At 41.2% G+C, this 18,622-nt stretch carries 15 protein-coding genes; 10 read left to right on the top strand and 5 right to left on the bottom strand.

Translation table 11 applies throughout. The features are described from left to right. The first annotated feature begins 306 nt into the window (after nucleotides 1-306). The gene (locus BUC20_RS22060) at nucleotides 307-3,117 is read left to right on the top strand and encodes a TolB family protein (RefSeq protein ID WP_073233204.1); all 2,811 of its coding nucleotides are present in this window, start codon (nucleotides 307-309) and stop codon (nucleotides 3,115-3,117) included. 3 nt (nucleotides 3,118-3,120) lie between these two features. After that, nucleotides 3,121-3,402, top strand: coding sequence for a LapA family protein (locus BUC20_RS22065; protein ID WP_073233205.1), 282 nt, complete (start codon nucleotides 3,121-3,123; stop codon nucleotides 3,400-3,402). 94 nt (nucleotides 3,403-3,496) lie between these two features. Here BUC20_RS22065 and BUC20_RS22070 read toward each other — a convergent pair whose 3' ends face one another. Continuing rightward, nucleotides 3,497-3,913 (bottom strand): OsmC family protein, encoded by a 417-nt coding sequence (locus BUC20_RS22070; RefSeq protein WP_073233206.1) that lies wholly within the window; start codon nucleotides 3,911-3,913, stop codon nucleotides 3,497-3,499. Between the two features lie 6 nt (nucleotides 3,914-3,919). Beyond that, nucleotides 3,920-4,723: a 4-(cytidine 5'-diphospho)-2-C-methyl-D-erythritol kinase gene (gene ispE, locus BUC20_RS22075; protein ID WP_073233207.1), complete on the bottom strand. Its 804-nt coding sequence runs from the start codon at nucleotides 4,721-4,723 to the stop codon at nucleotides 3,920-3,922. A 187-nt stretch (nucleotides 4,724-4,910) separates the two neighbouring features. On the opposite strand from ispE, the gene BUC20_RS22080 reads away from it, so the two are divergent. The 3 genes from BUC20_RS22080 (at nucleotide 4,911) to secDF (ending at nucleotide 9,262) form a co-directional block, all read left to right on the top strand. Then, a complete protein-coding gene (locus BUC20_RS22080) occupies nucleotides 4,911-5,705 on the top strand; it encodes a thymidylate synthase (RefSeq protein WP_073233208.1) in 795 nt (264 codons plus the stop codon). After that, nucleotides 5,702-6,187 carry a dihydrofolate reductase gene (locus BUC20_RS22085; RefSeq protein WP_073233209.1) on the top strand — a complete coding sequence of 162 codons (486 nt, stop codon included), beginning with the start codon at nucleotides 5,702-5,704 and terminating at the stop codon, nucleotides 6,185-6,187. The genes BUC20_RS22080 and BUC20_RS22085 overlap by 4 nt, the downstream gene beginning before the upstream one ends. Before the next feature lie 114 nt (nucleotides 6,188-6,301). Continuing rightward, nucleotides 6,302-9,262 (top strand): protein translocase subunit SecDF, encoded by a 2,961-nt coding sequence (secDF, locus tag BUC20_RS22090; protein WP_073233210.1) that lies wholly within the window; start codon nucleotides 6,302-6,304, stop codon nucleotides 9,260-9,262. Nucleotides 9,263-9,348: 86 nt separating this feature from the next. Here secDF and BUC20_RS22095 read toward each other — a convergent pair whose 3' ends face one another. Beyond that, nucleotides 9,349-9,912 carry a hypothetical protein gene (locus BUC20_RS22095; RefSeq protein ID WP_073233211.1) on the bottom strand — a complete coding sequence of 188 codons (564 nt, stop codon included), beginning with the start codon at nucleotides 9,910-9,912 and terminating at the stop codon, nucleotides 9,349-9,351. Nucleotides 9,913-10,160: 248 nt separating this feature from the next. Between BUC20_RS22095 and BUC20_RS22100 the strand changes: the two genes are divergently transcribed. Further along, nucleotides 10,161-11,465, top strand: coding sequence for an NAD(P)/FAD-dependent oxidoreductase (locus tag BUC20_RS22100; protein WP_073233212.1), 1,305 nt, complete (start codon nucleotides 10,161-10,163; stop codon nucleotides 11,463-11,465). Then, nucleotides 11,443-12,306: a hydroxymethylglutaryl-CoA lyase gene (locus tag BUC20_RS22105; RefSeq protein ID WP_073233213.1), complete on the top strand. Its 864-nt coding sequence runs from the start codon at nucleotides 11,443-11,445 to the stop codon at nucleotides 12,304-12,306. The genes BUC20_RS22100 and BUC20_RS22105 overlap by 23 nt, the downstream gene beginning before the upstream one ends. A gap of 28 nt (nucleotides 12,307-12,334) precedes the next feature. Here BUC20_RS22105 and BUC20_RS22110 read toward each other — a convergent pair whose 3' ends face one another. Next, nucleotides 12,335-12,760, bottom strand: coding sequence for a GNAT family N-acetyltransferase (locus tag BUC20_RS22110; protein ID WP_073233214.1), 426 nt, complete (start codon nucleotides 12,758-12,760; stop codon nucleotides 12,335-12,337). 481 nt (nucleotides 12,761-13,241) lie between these two features. Here BUC20_RS22110 and BUC20_RS22115 point away from each other — a divergent pair, with 481 nt between their 5' ends. Continuing rightward, nucleotides 13,242-14,972: a T9SS type B sorting domain-containing protein gene (locus BUC20_RS22115; RefSeq protein ID WP_159441144.1), complete on the top strand. Its 1,731-nt coding sequence runs from the start codon at nucleotides 13,242-13,244 to the stop codon at nucleotides 14,970-14,972. An 81-nt stretch (nucleotides 14,973-15,053) separates the two neighbouring features. Here BUC20_RS22115 and fbaA read toward each other — a convergent pair whose 3' ends face one another. After that, nucleotides 15,054-16,133 carry a class II fructose-bisphosphate aldolase gene (fbaA, locus tag BUC20_RS22120; RefSeq protein WP_069377817.1) on the bottom strand — a complete coding sequence of 360 codons (1,080 nt, stop codon included), beginning with the start codon at nucleotides 16,131-16,133 and terminating at the stop codon, nucleotides 15,054-15,056. 398 nt (nucleotides 16,134-16,531) lie between these two features. Between fbaA and BUC20_RS22125 the strand changes: the two genes are divergently transcribed. After that, on the top strand, nucleotides 16,532-17,563 hold the full coding sequence (locus BUC20_RS22125) for a GNAT family N-acetyltransferase (RefSeq protein ID WP_073233216.1): 1,032 nt from the start codon (nucleotides 16,532-16,534) through the stop codon (nucleotides 17,561-17,563). A 183-nt stretch (nucleotides 17,564-17,746) separates the two neighbouring features. Beyond that, nucleotides 17,747-18,592 carry an acetyl-CoA carboxylase, carboxyltransferase subunit beta gene (gene accD / locus BUC20_RS22130; protein ID WP_073233217.1) on the top strand — a complete coding sequence of 282 codons (846 nt, stop codon included), beginning with the start codon at nucleotides 17,747-17,749 and terminating at the stop codon, nucleotides 18,590-18,592. Nucleotides 18,593-18,622: the final 30 nt, after the last annotated feature.

Here is an 18,622-nt window from a genome sequence, read left to right on the forward strand (position 1 = left end):
CCGGATCGGTAAAAGAATCCCCCGGGGTAGGGGAGAGGAAATCCTCCGGTTTTTTCTATTGTAAGTAATCCTCAAATAGTGTACCTTAATCCCGGATTAAAAATCAAACATAAACACCTGTCAAAAATCCATAAATAAACACTGATTATTGCACATAAAAGGCCTTAAACTGACACACCTGATTTCACTTACAAAAACACAATCAATTGAAAATCAAAACCATTATAAAATTCAACTAAAATTAAAGATTAAATAAAAAAAGGCCCTGAAAATCTGAAAAACTAATTATTTTAGCATATCCAAATAATGACCATAATATCAAGAAATAAAAAACTAATAATCAGCATAATAACAACATCAGTATTAAGTTTAACATCACACAAAGGCTTTGCTCAGATCTTCAACTCAGAACAGAACCCACTTAGTGTAAAATGGAGACAGATCAACGCTTCCGGATTCAGGATCATCTACCCCGATGAGCTCGAGAAGGAAGCACAGAGAATGACCAACACCTTAAAACACATCTATCCTTATGTCGGAGCGAGCATAGGCAGGAAAAATACCAGCATTCCTATCCTGCTTCAAAACCGTGGTGTAATCGCCAATGGCTTCGTTCAGCTCGGGCCAAAAAAATCGGAGTTCTACACCACTCCTCCCCAACAGTTCGACAGTCAGGACTGGCTCAACAACCTCGCTGTTCATGAGCTCCGGCATGTGGCACAATTTGATAAACTCACTGGCGGACTCGCCCATCCTTTTCCTGAACAAGTATACCTCGCCTGGTTCGGGGTAAGCATCCCACTCTGGTTCTTTGAGGGAGATGCAGTAAGTACAGAAACCTCTCTGACAAATGCCGGTCGCGGAAGAATTCCTTCCTGGATCATGCCTTATAGAACCCAGCTGCTGGAGGGCAAAAAATTCTCTTACAGCAAGGTGAATTTCGACTCAGAAAAAGACCTCACTCCCGGCTATTATCAGCTCGGATATGTGATGGCCTCGAACCTCAGAAAGCAGTCCGGTAAAAACATTTTTGACAGCGTACTCACCGACATCAAACGACGCCCGCTCCGGGCCTACCCTTTCTCCGGAAGCTTAAAGAAATTCAATGGAAAAGGAAGTAAGGAATGGTTCGACAATACCACCGAAAATCTCCGCAAAGAATGGGAACTTCAGGCACAGAAATCAACGACGGAGGCCTACCCCTCCCTCAACAAAAAAGCAGACCTGGCAACCAGCTGGTTTCTGCCCGTAAAAATTAACGGTCAGCAGATCCTTACCCTGAAACAAAGCAAGGCTGAGCCTGCACATTTCAGCATGATCGGTCCGGACCGGAAAGAAAAGAAATTACTTTCCATCGGATACCAGGAACAACCATGGTTCAGTTATGCCAACGGGCTAATCGTCTGGGATGAGGTAAGGTATGACCCGAGGTACAGACAGAGAAGTTACAGTGTCATTTGCAGTTATGACCTTCAAAGCGGGCGCACAAAAAAGCTGAGCTCCCGCAGCCGCCTCTTCTCCCCTACTCTATCGGCTGACGGAAAAAAAATTATTGCAGTACGTTTTGACCTGAGCAACCAGTGTAATCTGGTAGAAATGGATGCCGGTACCGGAACCATACTTCATACCTATCCGAATCCGGAGAACCTGATCCTTCAGACACCGGCCTACCGGCAGGATGGAGCAGAGATTGCTTTTGTCAGCGTAAGCGAAAAGGGAAAAGCTTTACGCACTATAGACCGCTCCGGAAAAACAGAGGTACTGATCGCCGAATCTCAACAGCAACTCAGCAGGCCGGTTTACCTTCCGCAAGGAATAGCTTTTAACGCTCACTACAATGGGATCGACAACATTTACTACATACAACCCCTCAGCAAAAAGATAAGCGCTCTGAGCGCAGCAAAATACGGCGCGTTCAATGTAAGCCTGTCCCCGGACCAGCAATCCATTGTTTTCAACAATTATGGACTGCAGGGTTATGAGGTTGCAGAAAGCCTCTTGAAGCCCCATGCTCCGGGGGAAAACAATTTTGTCTTTCTGGGCGCTGCAGCTGCGGCACAGGAAAATTCAGGAAATGTATTCGCGGCAGTTCCCGACAGCAGCTTTGCCTCCAGGCCCTACCACGCCCTGGGAAATCTGTTCAACGTTCACAGCATTATTCCAGTAATTGAAGATGAGTATCGCGGTGGGCTTCAAATCAACTCAGACAACCTCCTCAATACCATGAATGTGTTTACCGGCGTAAATTATTTCAGAGACCTCAACCGATTTGAGTACAATGCCGGGTTAACCTACAAAGGATTCTACCCGGTACTCAGCGCCGTTTACAGAAACAGACCGAGACGCACCTTTTACAACAGCAACTCAGGCGTACAACAAGGAGACTGGAGAGAAAACAATGTCCAGGTCAAGGCTTCCCTTCCGATCAGCCTCAACTCCCTCAACGATACTTACAATTTTTCCCTGAACACCTCCACCAGCTATACCCAAAGGTACCTGCCTGAAAATATGCCAAAGGATTACATCACCACTTTGAAATTCCCGATGGAGTATAGTTTCACTTTTACCCATACCACCCGGCAGGCAGAAAGGGACATTGCCCCGAAATGGGCACAGATCCTGAGGGTCACTTACCTTCATCAGCCTTTTGACCAGCAACTCGCAGGTGACCTCTTTGCCGCTGAGAGTTTCCTTTATTTTCCCGGTATTGCCAGAAACCATTCCTTCCTGGCTAATTTCAGCTACCAGAGGACTTCAGGTATCAGAAGATACGACCGGGAGATCAATACCGTTTATGGCTACAGCAATATTCCTGCAATAAGCAAACTGAGAAACACCCTGCTCCTCAACTACCGTTTTCCAATTGTATTTCCGGATGCAGAGATCGGACCACTTGCTTATATCAGAAATCTTCGTGGAGGTTTGTTTTGTCACTATGAAAACCTTGGAGATGAAACAAATTTGGCAGAACCTAAAACTTTTGGCTTCGAATTACGTAGTAGTATGAACCTCCTTCGTTACAAACCTTTGGTAGATGTGGGAGGAAGGGTCGTTTTTGTGAACAAAATGTACAACCAAAACCCTATATTAGAATTAATTTTAAATTATAGCTTTTAAGTCATGCGTACTAAAACCATTTTCATCATCATTTTTACGGTGCTCATCACCATCTTTTTAATGATCAACACCGATGTCGTAGAATTCAATTTCATATTCGTTAAGAAAGACATTTCTAAACTTTTAGTGGTTGGTGTTTGTACGTTTATCGGTTTTATTCTTGGTTATTGGGTGGGAAGACCAAAAGTTACAGTGAGCAGCTATGACCATAAAGAAAGTCCTCAGTTAAAACCTGAGGACCCTAAAAAATCAATCAGCGATGCGGATCGCGATTATATCAGCTAAAGGCTTTTCAACGGCCGGCTGCAACCCTTCATCTACCGCTGAATTAGAGGAGCAAAGGTTGCAGGCGGCTTTCTGTTGATCCATCCAATAAGTATTATTGATGAATGCTATACGTGAAATTTATCGTAGCTGAGCGTCCCAGGATATTGGAAACCGAGCAATATTTGTCGAAAGTAAGTGCCAGTGCACGCTCCACTTTCTGAACGTTTAAAGCACCATACAAATCGAAATGAATATCAATTACGTCAAAAATCGGAGGCATTTCCTCTGTTTTTCTGGTTGCTTTGATCTTGATTTTCACATCATTCAAAGGTTCTTTCTGCTTGTTGAGCACATTGACCATATCGATCCCGCTGCAACCGCCAAGGCCAATCAGTAACATCTCCATCGGACGGAAACCTTTACCTTCTCCACCAATCTCTGCTTTCGCATCCAGTTCTACCGTATGACCGCCAGAGTTTTCTGCTTCAAAATTAAATTTATCGTTTTTTCTTATCAGGTTGATTTCCATAATTCATTAAACGTTGTAAAATACTTTATTGGTTCTTTCAAGTTCAGGAAGTTTTACCGCTGACTTGAAAATTGCATAAACGCAGGACCCGCTCCCACTCATCGAAGCATAGATTGCTCCATTGTGGTAAAGGTTGTTTTTTATGTTTTCAATTTCGGGATACTTCAAAAAGACAGAAGCTTCAAAATCGTTCTTCAGCTCTGCCTTCCAGTCACTCAAAGGCAAATGTATTAAATCTTTCAGCGAAGTAACAGGAAGAGCAGGCTTTATTCCATCATATGCTTCTGCCGTAGAAACATGGATCCCGGGTTTAACCAGTACCAGGAAGTATTCATTAAGATCGATACTGACCTCAGAAAACTCGTCTCCCTTACCTTCGGCATAAACCGCTTCGTTCCGGATGAAAAACGCACAATCTGCCCCCAGTTTGCGCGCATAATCCTCCATTTGTTCATTGGAGAGCGACAATCTGAATTTTTCATTCAGCAATTTAATCAGGAAAGCAGCATCTGCAGAACCACCGCCCAGACCTGCCCCTATCGGAATGTTTTTCAGCAAACACAGGTGTTGGGGAGGAAGGTCAAAATCATTTTTCAACAAATGATAAGCCCTGAGACAGATGTTGTCTTTTGTATCACCAGGAATATCCGTACCGCGGATGGTACAACTCAGCACCTCCGCATCCAGTGTTTCTATAACGTCGTAAATCTTTACCGGGTAAAAAATGGTTTCGAGGTTATGATACCCGTCCGCACGTTTTCCGGTAACATGTAATCCCAGATTAATTTTGGCGTTGGCAAATGCAAGCATTGGTTTCTGATTGTAGGACAAACTTACATAAATGAGGACAAAAGAAGCAGACTGCAAACCGAAAAAAAGAAAGGATTTGAACAATGCTGAATTTTTATTTTTTAATTTTGTACGATCCTATGAAACCCGGGAGAACGTAGTATCTTGCGGTGAAGCACAGGAGAAAGAAAAAGGAGCTTAGCAATACATGAAACAATATTTAGATTTAATGCAGCATGTGCTGGATCATGGCACACAGAAGCATGACCGGACGGGAACAGGAACAATTAGTGTATTTGGCTATCAGATGAGGTTTAACCTTCAGGAAGGCTTTCCGATGGTGACCACCAAGAAACTACACTTAAAATCTATCATCCACGAACTGATCTGGTTCCTGAGCGGAGATACCAATATAAAGTACCTCAAAGATAATGGCGTTAAAATCTGGGATGAATGGGCAGATGCCGATGGTAACCTTGGGCCGGTTTATGGTTCACAGTGGAGGTCATGGCCAACACCTGATGGCCGCAAGATCGATCAGATCAGTCAGATCATCAACAGCATCAAAAACAATCCCGATTCAAGAAGGATCATCGTATCCGCATGGAATGTAGCCGATATCGAAGACATGGCCCTGCCACCTTGCCATGCATTCTTCCAGTTTTACGTAGCAGATGGTAAATTAAGCTGTCAGCTTTACCAAAGAAGTGCAGATATCTTTTTGGGAGTTCCGTTTAATATTGCATCTTACGCCTTATTGACCATGATGGTTGCCCAGGTGTGCGGACTTCAATACGGAGATTTCATTCATACCCTTGGAGATGCCCACTTGTACAATAACCATATTGAACAGGCCAGACTGCAATTGAGCAGGGAGCCAAAAAAATTACCACTGATGGAGATTAACCCCGGGGTCAAAGACCTGCTGGATTTCAAATTCGAAGATTTCACCCTGCAAGGTTATGAGCCACACCCTCATATTAAAGGAGCTGTTGCCGTATGATCCTTTCCATAGTAGTCGCCATTGCCGAAAATAACGCCATCGGCAAAGACAACCAATTATTATGGCACCTTCCTGCTGATTTAAAACACTTCAAGGACATCACCAGCGGACATACCATTATCATGGGCAGAAAAACCTATGATTCTATTGGCAGGCCCCTTCCCAACCGACGTAATATCATCATTACAAGGAACAGTAATCTGGACCTGCCGGGAACAGAAGTGACCCATAGCCTGGAACAAGCCTTACAGCTTTGTGCTGCGGAAGAAGAAGTATTCATCATTGGCGGTGCCGAACTCTATAAACATGCACTGGAGGCCACAGACCGGATTTACCTGACCAGGGTGCACCAAAGCTATGAAGCGGATACCTTTTTTCCGGAATTGGCTCCCGGACAATGGCAGGAAACAAGTATAGAAAATCATCAGCCAGATGAAAAAAACAGGGTTGCTTATACGTTTTCGACGCTTGAACGCAAATAGTTAAGCCCCCATAATAAAAACTTTAATAACGTGGCCTATTATTTAAAAAAATAATTAGATTTGCCGACTTGTTAAAAAAATATATAGCTTATATAGACTAATAATTACAAACAAATGCAGGGTAAAGGTTTTATTAAATTTATGGCGATACTATTGGGTATCGTCTGTGTGTATTCTCTCTCATTCAACTTTGTCACTTCGAAAGTTGAAAAAGACGCAAAAGCTTATGCTAAAGGGGATGTGAATAAGGAAAAAGCTTATTTAGATTCCATGGCCACAGTGCCGGTTTATCCTGTTTTTGGATTCAACTACCAGTTCTGTAAAGAGAAAGAAATTAACCTTGGGCTCGACCTTAAAGGTGGTATGAACGTAACGATGGAGATCTCGTTATCTGAATTGGTTAAATCTTTAGCCGGCAATACTGATGATGCGAATTTCAACAAAGCGTTATCAAATGCACAAACACAACTAAACGCAGGTGGAAAAGATTTCATCGCTTTATTTGTAGATGAATTCGAGAAACTTTCTCCGAACGTGAAGTTAGCAGATTTCTTCTCTAACCAGGACAACGCTAAATTGCTTAAAGCTAACGCGAGCAATTCAGAGGTAAAAAGTTATTTGTCTAAAGAAGCAACAAGTGCGATCGACCGTTCCTTCACTGTCATCAGAAGCCGTATCGATGGTTTCGGTGTAGTAAGTCCGAACATGCAGAAACAAGAAGGTACCAACCGTATCCTGATTGAGATGCCAGGTGTTCAGGATAAAGAAAGGGTTCACAAATTATTGCAAGGTTCTGCAGAATTACAATTCTGGCAGGTATACAACAATGAGGAAGTGTACTCGATCATGGAGAACATTAACAAAACGCTTGCTTCGACCTTAAAAGTTGCAGAGCCTGCAACTTCAGCAACAAGTACTGATACTACTGCTAAATCTGAAAGTAAACTTGCAGGTCTGGCTAAAAATAAAGACACTAAAGATTCTGCTGCTACGAAAAACAAAGAGCTGACAAAATCGAATCCTTTATTCGCTGTATTAAACGTTCCTACTTACCAGGCAGAAAACGGACAGACTTCATTACGTCCGGGACCAGTTGTAGGTTGGGTAGCTCAAAAAGATACCGCTAAAGTAAACTCCTATTTCAAAAGATCTGAAATTGCGTCGATCATTCCTCAAAGCTTCAAGTTCATGTGGAGTGTTAAACCAATGGACCTTGCTACCACAGGCGGTTCAAAAGTTTTTGAATTGTATGCCATCAAAGCAACATCTATGGATGGTAAACCAGACTTAGGTGGTGATGCGATCAGCGAAGCCCGTAGTGATTACGATCAGAAAGGCAGACCTGAAGTAACCATGTACATGACTGGTGATGGTGCTTCAAAATGGAAAAAAATTACTGCTGAAGCAGCTGCAGATCCAAACAATAAAAAATCTATTGCAATTGTATTAGACAATACCGTTTACTCTGCTCCTACTGTACAAAACGAAATCCCTAATGGTATCTCTTCCATCACTGGTAACTTTACCGTGAATGATACCCAGGATTTGGCAAACATCTTAAAAGCAGGTAAACTTCCTGCTCCTGCAAGAATCGTTGGTGAGTTTGTTGTTGGTCCTTCATTGGGTCAGGCAGCGATTGACAATGGTTTATTATCCTTTGTTCTTGCCTTTATCGTGATTCTGGTCTTCATGGCTTTATATTACAACAAAGCAGGATGGGTAGCTAACCTTGCCCTTGTGATCAACTTATTCTTCATCATGGGTATCCTGGTTTCACTGGGTGCAGTATTGACCTTGCCTGGTATCGCAGGTATCGTATTGGTAATCGGTTTATCCGTAGATGCGAACATCCTGATCTTTGAGCGTGTAAGGGAAGAGCTGACTTTAGGTAAGCCAACACCGGTTGCGATCAAAGAAGGTTTCAAACATGCAATGTCTTCTATCATTGACTCCAACGTTACGGTATTGGTATTGGGTGTGATTCTTTTCATCTTCGGAACAGGTCCGGTTCAAGGTTTCGCAACGACGCTTTGTATTGGTATCCTTTCTTCACTATTCTGTGCAGTATTGATCTCACGTCTGGTATTTGAATGGTTGTTAGAGAAAAAATCAAACATTACTTTCGGTAACAAACACACCATCCACGCGTTCAAAAACATTGCGTTTAACTTCGTTGGACACAGAAAGATCTATTATATGATCTCTACTGCAATCATCGTTCTTGGTTTCATCTTCTACTTCAAACATGGTGGATTAAACCTGGGTATCGATTTTAAAGGCGGTAGAACTTATATCGTTCACTTTGACAAAGGAATGCACACGGAAGATGTTAAATCTAAACTGGCAGAAGTATTCCCTGAATCAGAAACGATTGTTAAAACCGCAGGTGCAGACAACGAATTAAAAATCACCACTACTTACCATATCACTGATCAGGATAACGGAGCCGACAAACTTGTTGAGAAAGCCCTGAACGATGGTTTAGCAAAAACTGGTGTTAAATATACCATTGAAAGTAATGAGAAAGTAGGACCAATCATTGCGAGTGACATTGTGACCAGAGCTTACGGGTCTATCCTGTTCTCTTGTTTAGTGATGTTTATCTATATCGTGGTCAGGTTTAAGAAACTGAACTACGGTTTAGGTGCAGTAATCGCATTGTTCCATGATGTGTTACTGGTACTTTCATTCTACACGATCTTAGATGGTGTCCTTCCATTCTCTTTAGAGATCGGACAGGATTTCATCGCGGCAATCTTAACGGTAATGGGTTATACCATGACAGAGACGGTTGTTGTATTTGACCGTATCCGTGAAAGACTTGCAGAAAGCGGAAAAGAAGATCTACATGGTGAGGAACGTAATAAACTGATCAACTTTGCACTAAACAGCACATTGAGTCGTACTATTTTGACTTCATTAACTGTATTCTTCGTATTACTTGTGATCTTCATCTTTGGTGGAGCAAGTATCCGCGGATTTATCTTCGCACTATTGATCGGTCGTATCATCGGTACATATTCATCATTATGTATCTCTACCCCGATTGTAATTGACTTAGGAAAGAACAAGTAAGAAATTACTGATCCAAATAAAGAAAGGGCTGTATCAAATGATACGGCCCTTTTCTTTTTATTTCCTAATGTACTAACACGTAAGAATTACTTTCCTGCCTCTGTATTGTACTGTTTAATAACTTCTCTTACCTGATCAAAACTGAATTTATCCGCTGCAAGATAACGCTCTGCTATAGTCTTATTGTCTTCTATAAGGGAATAGAAAGCATCTTTTCTATCTTTCCGGCTTCCAATTAGGTTGTTACTTTTCACTTCTATAGGAATGCCATTTCCTTTAGAAGCATACCAGGTTACTATGGTATGGGATGCGCCCTTATAGCCGGAGAAACTATTGACATATTCAAACAGACTGATCTTTCCAAATTCAATTCTTAGCAAGAATACTTTTTTATCCCACTTAGACGGTTGTACAGCCTGGTAATCCTCCTGTTTTTTTTCCAGGTGAAATGCATCGACTTCCAATGGGCTGTACTTCACCTTATCCGAGCTATCAGTTTGCCTATATTTAACCTTATTCAGATTATAATCATTGATTTTACCCCACAGCGTGTCTTTTTGCGTAGTAACAACATAATCTTTTTGAGCATAGACTGTTGCAATTGAACAAGATACTATTGAAAAAACCAGTAACATTTTTTTTAGTGCCATTATGTAATATTTTTTGATGGTTTTGGTTTATAAAATGATCAGCCAAAGACTGATCTGTTTCAGAACATTTAGAATAAAGCATACGGTATTAAGCGCATTGATTTCAAATTGTTAAATTAGTTAAAAACTACATCTCTCCAACAAAAATAAATTTGGTACAACCATTATAATTTGACATTATTTAAGCAATAATAATTCTTTTTGGATGCCTTTTTGTTTGTTATGTATCTTTACGAAAACAGATCATTATGGAGCAGCATTTCCCAAAAGGCAACAAAACCAGAATAGTAATTGTAGGCGGAGGATTTGGAGGAATAGAATTAGCGAAGAAACTAAGAAATAAAAACATTGAAATCATTATGGTAGACAAACACAACTACCATACTTTCCAGCCCCTCCTCTATCAGGTGGCTACCGGTGGTCTCGAAGCTGACTCCATTGCTTTCCCGCTCCGAAAGATTTTTAAAGGACAAAAGAACCTGACTTTCCGCGTTGCAGAAGTGAAAAAGGTAAACCCGGAAACCAACTGTATTGAAACTTCCATTGGCACCATCGACTATGACCATCTGGTGATTGCGACAGGCTCCACCAGTAACTTCTTCGGAAATACAGAGATTGAAGACAATGCCATGCCGATGAAATCCATCCCTGAGGCCTTAAACCTCAGAAGTCTGATTCTGCAGAATTTAGAAGCTGCACAGATTGCGCCGGATGCACTGACTGTAAATGAACTCCTCACCTTTGTGGTGGTTGGCGGAGGTCCTACAGGCGTAGAAACCGCAGGTGCGATTGCAGAATTGAAAAAACACGTATTGAAAAGCGATTATCCTGAACTGGATATCGATAAAGTTCATATTTACCTGATCGAAGGATCTCCCGAACTATTGGGTGCCATGTCTGTTCAGGCCCAGAAAAAGGCGCATGATTTCCTGACAGAACTGGGTGTAAAAATCATGACCGAGTCCAGGGTGCAGTCTTTCGACGGAAAAGCTTTATCTCTTGCTGATGGTCAGAAGATCCCTTCCTCGAACGTAATCTGGTCTGCAGGGGTGAAAGGTGTGGTCTTAGACGGATTAAGTCCTGATGCCGTAGTACGAGGTGGCAGACTCAAAGTAAATGAAATCAATAAGGTCGAACACTATGAAAACATTTATGCCATAGGCGATGTGGCCGCAATGATCACCGAAGAATTTCCTAACGGACATCCCGGAGTCGCTCCTGCAGCAATTCAACAGGGAAAACTCCTGGCCAAAAACCTGATCAGCATCGTAGAAAAGAAACCTACCGAAAACTTTAAATATTTTGACAAAGGAGCGATGGCAACCGTAGGTAGAAACCGTGCGGTGGTTGACCTTCATAAAATCAGATTTCAGGGAGTATTCGCGTGGTTTACCTGGATGTTTGTACATTTGATGACCCTTGTAGGCTTCAGGAATAAACTCGTGGTTTTTGTAAACTGGGTATGGAGTTATTTCAGCTACGACAGGGGAACCCGGTTAATCATTCGCCCATATCACAAGAAAGAACAACATGAACCAGCAAAAATCGATTAAACTAGTAGAATGCCCGAGGGATGCGATGCAAGGCATTCACGACTTTATTGATACTGACCTCAAAGCAGAATATATCAATTTATTATTACAAGTGGGCTTTGACACCATCGATTTTGGCAGTTTTGTTTCCCCTAAAGCGATTCCTCAACTCAGAGATACGGCAGAAGTGTTGTCTAAACTAGACCTCGGTCAGTCAAAGTCAAAATTACTGGCCATTGTAGCTAATTTAAGAGGCGTAGAAGAAGCGGTTAAACATAAAGAGATCAGTTACCTCGGTTTTCCCTTTTCGATCTCTGAGACCTTCCAGATGCGCAACACCAATTCTACCATCGCGGCGTCGCTGGATACGGTAAAACAAATGCTCGACCTTTGCGACCAGCATGATAAAACAGCAGTCGTTTATTTGTCGATGGGTTTTGGAAATCCATACGGAGATGAATGGAATGAAGAGATCGTAGAAAAATGGGCCGGTACCCTTGTTAACAATGGTGTAAAGATCTTGTCCTTGTCTGATACCATCGGCGTATCCTCGCCGGAAAGAATAAAAGCAATTTTACCCGGACTTACCGCCAAATTCCCTGAGGTAGAAATAGGTGTACATTTACACAGCACTCCGGAAACAAGGATTGAAAAGATCGCGGCAGCTTATGAAAGTGGTTGTCTCCGTTTCGACAGTGCTTTAAAAGGTTTTGGGGGATGTCCTATGGCGGCTGATGACCTGACCGGAAACCTGGCTACAGAAGACCTGATCTGGTTTCTGGAAAGCAAAGGAGAAAAACTAAATCTGGATATGGAAAAATGGAAAGCTGCGGTACAGCTTTCCTCAGGAATTTTCTTATAACCTATAAGCGGGTAGATTCCTTCGGCTTCTACCCTTTCTTAACCATTTTAAAATGCTGAATTCCAGCTTCCTCAAACTGGTCTCCTTCCGCCACAAAACCAAATCTGGCGTATAAAGGCATGGCGGTTAACTGTGCATTCAGGTAAATATAATGCGCATCTTCAGGAAGATCAGACAGTGCAGCAGCAACCAATGCCTGGCCAATCCGCTTTCCCCTGAATTCCTTTAATACCGCAAACCGTTCCAGTTTATACCCATTGTCGGTTTTTCTCCAGCGACAGGCACCACAAGGCTGATTATCCATCATGGCCAGAAAATGAACAGATTCTTCTTCATGCTCCCATTCTAATTCTGGCGGACAGTTCTGCTCTTCTACAAAAACTACTTTTCTGATTGCAAATACCTTTTCCAGCTCTTCTTTATTCGTTGCTTTATTGACAAACAATGTTTCCATATTGAATTGATTTGTACAAATATGCTAAAAATCTAATGGATGCACCAGTATGACTTATTTCAATAAAATTTTGCTATTAAAATCATTATTATGCATTACAATTCCATATACAGAATTGTAATGCAACACAATTACAAAACACACAAATCATTGTCAGGCAAATACTTGGTTAACAAAATACATCTGTTTAGATTAGCATCAGGTCTTTAATTCAGAGGGGGAAATCTCTGTAATTTTCGTTCTTCGGAGGTCATATGATCTCCAAAGAGCGGAGACTCATTTTATTTTATTGAACAAAAGATAAAAAATGAGCAAAACCATCTTCGCTGTTTTTTTATGCTGTTTTTCCTGCTGCATTAATAATACATTTTCACAAACCTGCCAGGGAAGTCTTGGCGATCCGGTTGTGCATATTGATTTTGGCAGAGGTGATGACACTTTTGGTCCAGAATTAGGATCTAACACAAAATACCAATATATCATGTCAAATGCACCGGCTGATGGATATTATACGATTAAGAAAAAAATAGATAGAGGTGATCCCTGGCATTTTATTTCAAATCATACTCCAGATGACCCTGATGGCTATCTTATGATGGTTAATGCAAGTTATAGTCCTGGAATCTTTTATGAGACAATCGTTACTACCGAACTATGCGCTAATACAACTTATGAATTTGCAGCATGGGTTGCTAATCTAATGAAATCAGGAGGAATCAAACCCAACATTACCTTTCAAATAACAACGATCAATGATCAAATACTTAGCACATACAATACGGGAGATATCCCTAATTCAGTCGAATCTACCTGGAAACAATATGGCTTTTTATTTACTACTATTGGAAATGTAACCCAAGTAAAAATCAAGATTGTTAACAATGCATTAGGCGGCAGTGGTAATGATCTGGTACTTGATGACATTACGTTCAGACCTTGTGGGCCCAAAATTTCCACTTCTATAGATAATGGCCAACAGGAAAAAATCATTTGTGAAAATGAAAACACTTCAATTACTATTTCTGCAAATGTTGAAGGGTCAGCAAACCTCCGATACTTATGGCAAAGAAATAGTGGCAATGGCTGGGTTGACCTTAATAACGAAACGACTACACAGATAATTATTCCCGCTCAAACCTTGCCACCCGGAAATTATCAATACCGTATTTTAGCTGCTGAAATAAACAATTTCAACTCACCCTCGTGTAGAGCTGCTTCATCAGCCGTCACAATCCAAGTAACCCCCTCCCCTAAGCCGATTGTCGTTAGTCAACAAAACGTTTGCATAGGAAATACAATCAATTTAGATGTAAATGGAACTGCAGATTCTTATTCCTGGACAGGACCAAATAATTACCGCTCTAACCTTAAGTCACCTGTCATCGAAAATGCTTCCGCTGCTGATGCTGGAACATACCAAGTAAGCATCATCTCCAAAGGTTGCTCAGCTATTGCACAGATTAATGTATCCATTATAGCTCTTCCCTTAGCTGAAGTCGATGCTTCATCTGTTTCTATCTGTGAGGGTACTTCCGTTACACTCCATGCTTCCGGCGGATCCAGCTATAAATGGATGCCATCCGAAGGATTATCCGCTACGGATATCCCCAATCCCATCGCTTCCCCCGGAATCACGACTGTATACAGTGTATCAGTTTCTAATGGAGTTTGTGAAGCCATCAAATATGTAATCGTGAATGTATTTAGAAAAGCTGAAGCTGATGCCGGAAAAGACAGGTCGATCATAGAAGGGCAGTCTATTACCTTAAATGGCAAGGTTTCCGGTGATCATGTCCGGTATTTCTGGACTCCTTCTAATTTCCTGGACGATCCCTCAAAACTAAACCCCACAGCCAGTCCTCCACAGCACATCACTTATACCTTGAATGTATGGTCTGAAGAAGGCTGTCCCGGCAGCACTTCTGACGTATCCGTTAAAGTTTATAAAAAACTGGAAATTCCCAATACCATCACCCCAAATGGCGATGGCATTAATGATGTATGGAATATTGCCGCATTGGAGGCTTATCCGGAAGCAGAAATCAAAATCGTAAACCGCTATGGGGAACGGGTATTCAGCTCTGCATCTGATGCTAAAAACTGGGATGGAAAATATAAAGGCGTCAATGTTCCGGTAGGAACCTATTATTACATGATTGACCTCCACAGCGGGCAAAAAATCATCACCGGATCAATTACCGTTCTAAGATAGTCTTCTTCTGATTTCAAGCCCACATTTCATAAAAAAAGCGCTCTGATTTTTTCAGAGCGCTTTTCATATCAATAAGACACCTTATAATTTATCGCTTGCGTCTTTACAGTTCAAATCTTCAAAAGCTTGTGTTAAACGTTTCACAAAAGCTTCTTCACCTTTACGCAACCATACGCGTGGATCATAGTATTTCTTATTTGGTTTATCTTCCCCATCAGGGTTACCAATCTGGCCTTGAAGATAAGCTTCATTTGCAGTATAATAATCTAAGATACCTTCCCAGAATGCCCATTGCATATCAGTATCAATGTTCATTTTGATGGCTCCATAAGAAATTGCCTCTCTGATTTCTTCCTGAGAAGAACCTGATCCACCATGGAATACAAAATTGATTGGTTTCTCTGCAGTCAATCCGAATTTTTCTTTGATGAAGTCCTGAGAGTTTTTAAGGATAACCGGTTGTAATTTTACGTTACCTGGTTTATACACTCCGTGAACATTACCAAAAGCGGCAGCTACGGTGAATTTATCACTTACTTTACTCAATTCTTCGTAAGCATAAGCTACTTCAGAAGGCTGAGTGTATAATTTAGAGCTATCTACATCGCTATTGTCCACGCCATCTTCTTCACCGCCGGTTACACCAAGCTCGATTTCAATGGTCATGCCCATTTTTGCCATACGTGCAAGATATTTAGCAGAGATTTCCATATTTTCTTCAATAGGTTCTTCTGATAAATCAAGCATGTGTGAAGAGAACAATGGTTTGCCGTGCTCAGCAAAGAATTTTTCTCCATGATCCAACAAACCGTCGATCCATGGTAATAATTTCTTAGCGGCATGATCAGTATGTAATACGACTGCAACACCATAATGTTCTGCTAATAAATGAACGTGTTTAGCAGCAGATACCGCTCCCAATACGCAGGCATTTAGATTGTCATTATTCAATGTCTTTCCTGCATAAAACTGGGCACCGCCATTTGACAGCTGAATCATAACAGGTGAATTAACTGCTTTAGCTGTTTCCATTACCGCATTAATTGTATTGGTACCGGTAACATTAACCGCAGGTAATGCAAACTGATGTTTTTTAGCCTGTTCAAATAATTCCTGAACAGCATCTCCGTAAATTACGCCTTTATAGCCTTTTAAACTCATTGTTTTATAATTTTTTATATCCCGAAGTTATGAAAAATATCACGCTGACCAAATCTGTGGCCAACAAATTACAAACTAATATTTCCTCATCTGACTCCATTATTCAAATATTAACATCCAAATGATTGGAATCATCCATTTACGAACCAGTCTGAGTTCCTGCTAAAATCCTGTTTAAATGTTTTGCATATGGTATTCATATGTGTTATCCTCCAATTGACCATCATTTAACCATCAACAGGAGGTTGATAGGTCTATAATTGGTCTGACAGACCTTTCAACGATGTTTTCGAGATCAAATGACCCTTTATTTTAGGATAACACATATGAATACCATATGAAAAACATTTCGTAAATTGTTTTTAATCAATTCAATCACTTACTTAAATAAATTAAAAATGGGAATATTAATAAATGGGTTATTTGGCGGATTCCATGGTAGAGTCGGCAACCTGGTAGGTTATACCTTAAAAGGTAAACATGTCATCAGAATGATAGGCAGAAGCGAAAAACCACTTACTCCGGCAAGAAAAGCAAACTGCCAGAAGATGACAGTGGTCAATGAAATCCTTAAGCCTTCAATTTATGCGATCCGTGCAGGATTCCGCCTTGCGGTTGTCGGAACGGACAGAAACGAATACAATGAAGCCGTTTCTTACAATAAAAAGAATGCCCTTCGGGGTGAATATCCAAACATTAGTCTGGACTACAGCAAAGTATTGATGAGCATGGGAACCCTTCCTGTGGCAGTGAATCCCTCGATCAGCCAGAATGAGGAGAAAATCACCTTTAACTGGGAAGACCAGGTCTTTTCGGGAAGCCAGTATTATAACGATCGGGCGATGCTGGTGATTTATTTCCCCGATTTAAAAGACACCTGTTACCAATTAATCGGAGCAAAAAGAGGGGAAGGCACAGATGTGCTTTCTATCGATCCGGCGCATCTCAACAAACGCATGGAAGCCTATATCTCTTTTGCCAGACAGGATGGCAGAGAAGTCTCTAATAGCGTACATGCGGGCTCTTTGAACTTAGATCGTGAAGTAGACATTGCTGAAGATGCTGCGCCGGAGACTAAAGATAATTCTGAATTTGTTCATCAACTACAGGATGAATTAAACCAAAAAACAACCGGAGACTGGGAGTTAAAACTCAGTCAGCATGATGCCCGCATCGCAGAACTCAGGATCACCTCCCCTGTTAATGAACAGGTGGATCTAAAAGAAATGATTGCTCCTTTATTCAAAAAAACAAAGATTAACCGGCTTGTGGTGAGTATAAACACAGGAAACAAGGAAATGATCAGCTTATTAAAAGATCTGGGTTTCAGAAAGGAAGGTCATTTTATTGAAAACCGGTTTGTAAATGGCGAATGGATCAATGAATATCAGTTTGCGATACTAAAATCGGAATGGGACCTGTTGAACTAGTGCTTTAGCAAGAGATCATCTGTTTTTTATTTGGGTATGCTATACCGGAAGATTGAAGCATCTATCCTGGCAGGAATTCCTGTGAACTGACCATAAGTAACCGGCATTTTTCAACAATTGAAACTAGCGCTTCCGTTCTGATTTTTTTTTGTTTCTTTGTACTCGCATTTTTCAACAAATAACATGGCTTGGTTTAAGAGAGAAAAAAAAGGTATCAGTACACTGACAGAAGAAAAAAAAGAAGCGCCAGACGGTTTATGGAACAAGTGTCCGAATTGTAAGAAAGCACTCCACAGTGCCGATCTGGAAGAAAATAAATACGTTTGCCAATATTGTGATTTTCATTTAAGGGTAGGATCAAAAGAATATTTTCAGGTATTATTTGACAACGATGAGTTCAAAGAACTTTTCCCGAACCTGACCTCAGGTGACCCTTTGAATTTTACAGACAGCAAACCTTATGTAGAGCGACTGGTAGAAAGTCAGGCTAAGACGGGCTTAAAAGATGCCATCAGAGCTGGGCATGGTAAGATTGAAGGCCAGGACCTGGTCATTGCCTGTATGGACTTCAACTTCATCGGAGGTTCGATGGGATCAGTAGTAGGTGAAAAAATTGCCCGTTCTATTGATTATTGTATCAAACATAAAATTCCATTCCTGATGATCTCCAAATCCGGAGGTGCGAGAATGATGGAAGCCGCATTCTCATTAATGCAGATGGCTAAGACTTCGGCTAAATTAGCCCTCCTAAGCCAGGCAAAAATTCCTTACATCTCTTTGCTAACAGATCCGACAACAGGTGGTGTAACAGCTTCCTATGCAATGCTGGGTGATATCAATATTGCTGAACCTGGTGCCTTAATCGGTTTTGCAGGTCCAAGGGTAATTAAAGAGACCATTAAGAAAGACCTTCCTAAAGGATTCCAAACTGCAGAGTTTGTGCAGGAACATGGCTTCCTTGATTTTATTGTTGACCGCAGGGCGATGAAAGCAAAACTAGCTGCCTTCCTTAGAATGCTCAACAACTAATAAAATTTTACGCATAAAAAAAGCGGGCAT

The organism is Pedobacter caeni (assembly GCF_900129215.1).
GTDB classification, from domain to species: domain Bacteria; phylum Bacteroidota; class Bacteroidia; order Sphingobacteriales; family Sphingobacteriaceae; genus Pedobacter; species Pedobacter caeni.

Coding starts and splice junctions, on each gene's coding strand:
- secDF (WP_073233210.1), top strand. CDS start 6,302: ATGCAGGGTAAAGGTTTTATTAAATTTATGGCGATACTATTGGGTATC.
- BUC20_RS22085 (WP_073233209.1), top strand. CDS start 5,702: ATGATCCTTTCCATAGTAGTCGCCATTGCCGAAAATAACGCCATCGGC.
- BUC20_RS22100 (WP_073233212.1), top strand. CDS start 10,161: ATGGAGCAGCATTTCCCAAAAGGCAACAAAACCAGAATAGTAATTGTA.
- ispE (WP_073233207.1), bottom strand. CDS start 4,723: ATGCTTGCATTTGCCAACGCCAAAATTAATCTGGGATTACATGTTACC.
- BUC20_RS22080 (WP_073233208.1), top strand. CDS start 4,911: ATGAAACAATATTTAGATTTAATGCAGCATGTGCTGGATCATGGCACA.
- BUC20_RS22105 (WP_073233213.1), top strand. CDS start 11,443: ATGAACCAGCAAAAATCGATTAAACTAGTAGAATGCCCGAGGGATGCG.
- BUC20_RS22115 (WP_159441144.1), top strand. CDS start 13,242: ATGTCAAATGCACCGGCTGATGGATATTATACGATTAAGAAAAAAATA.
- BUC20_RS22070 (WP_073233206.1), bottom strand. CDS start 3,913: ATGGAAATCAACCTGATAAGAAAAAACGATAAATTTAATTTTGAAGCA.
- fbaA (WP_069377817.1), bottom strand. CDS start 16,133: ATGAGTTTAAAAGGCTATAAAGGCGTAATTTACGGAGATGCTGTTCAG.
- BUC20_RS22110 (WP_073233214.1), bottom strand. CDS start 12,760: ATGGAAACATTGTTTGTCAATAAAGCAACGAATAAAGAAGAGCTGGAA.
- BUC20_RS22065 (WP_073233205.1), top strand. CDS start 3,121: ATGCGTACTAAAACCATTTTCATCATCATTTTTACGGTGCTCATCACC.
- BUC20_RS22095 (WP_073233211.1), bottom strand. CDS start 9,912: ATGGCACTAAAAAAAATGTTACTGGTTTTTTCAATAGTATCTTGTTCA.
- BUC20_RS22060 (WP_073233204.1), top strand. CDS start 307: ATGACCATAATATCAAGAAATAAAAAACTAATAATCAGCATAATAACA.
- BUC20_RS22125 (WP_073233216.1), top strand. CDS start 16,532: ATGGGAATATTAATAAATGGGTTATTTGGCGGATTCCATGGTAGAGTC.
- accD (WP_073233217.1), top strand. CDS start 17,747: ATGGCTTGGTTTAAGAGAGAAAAAAAAGGTATCAGTACACTGACAGAA.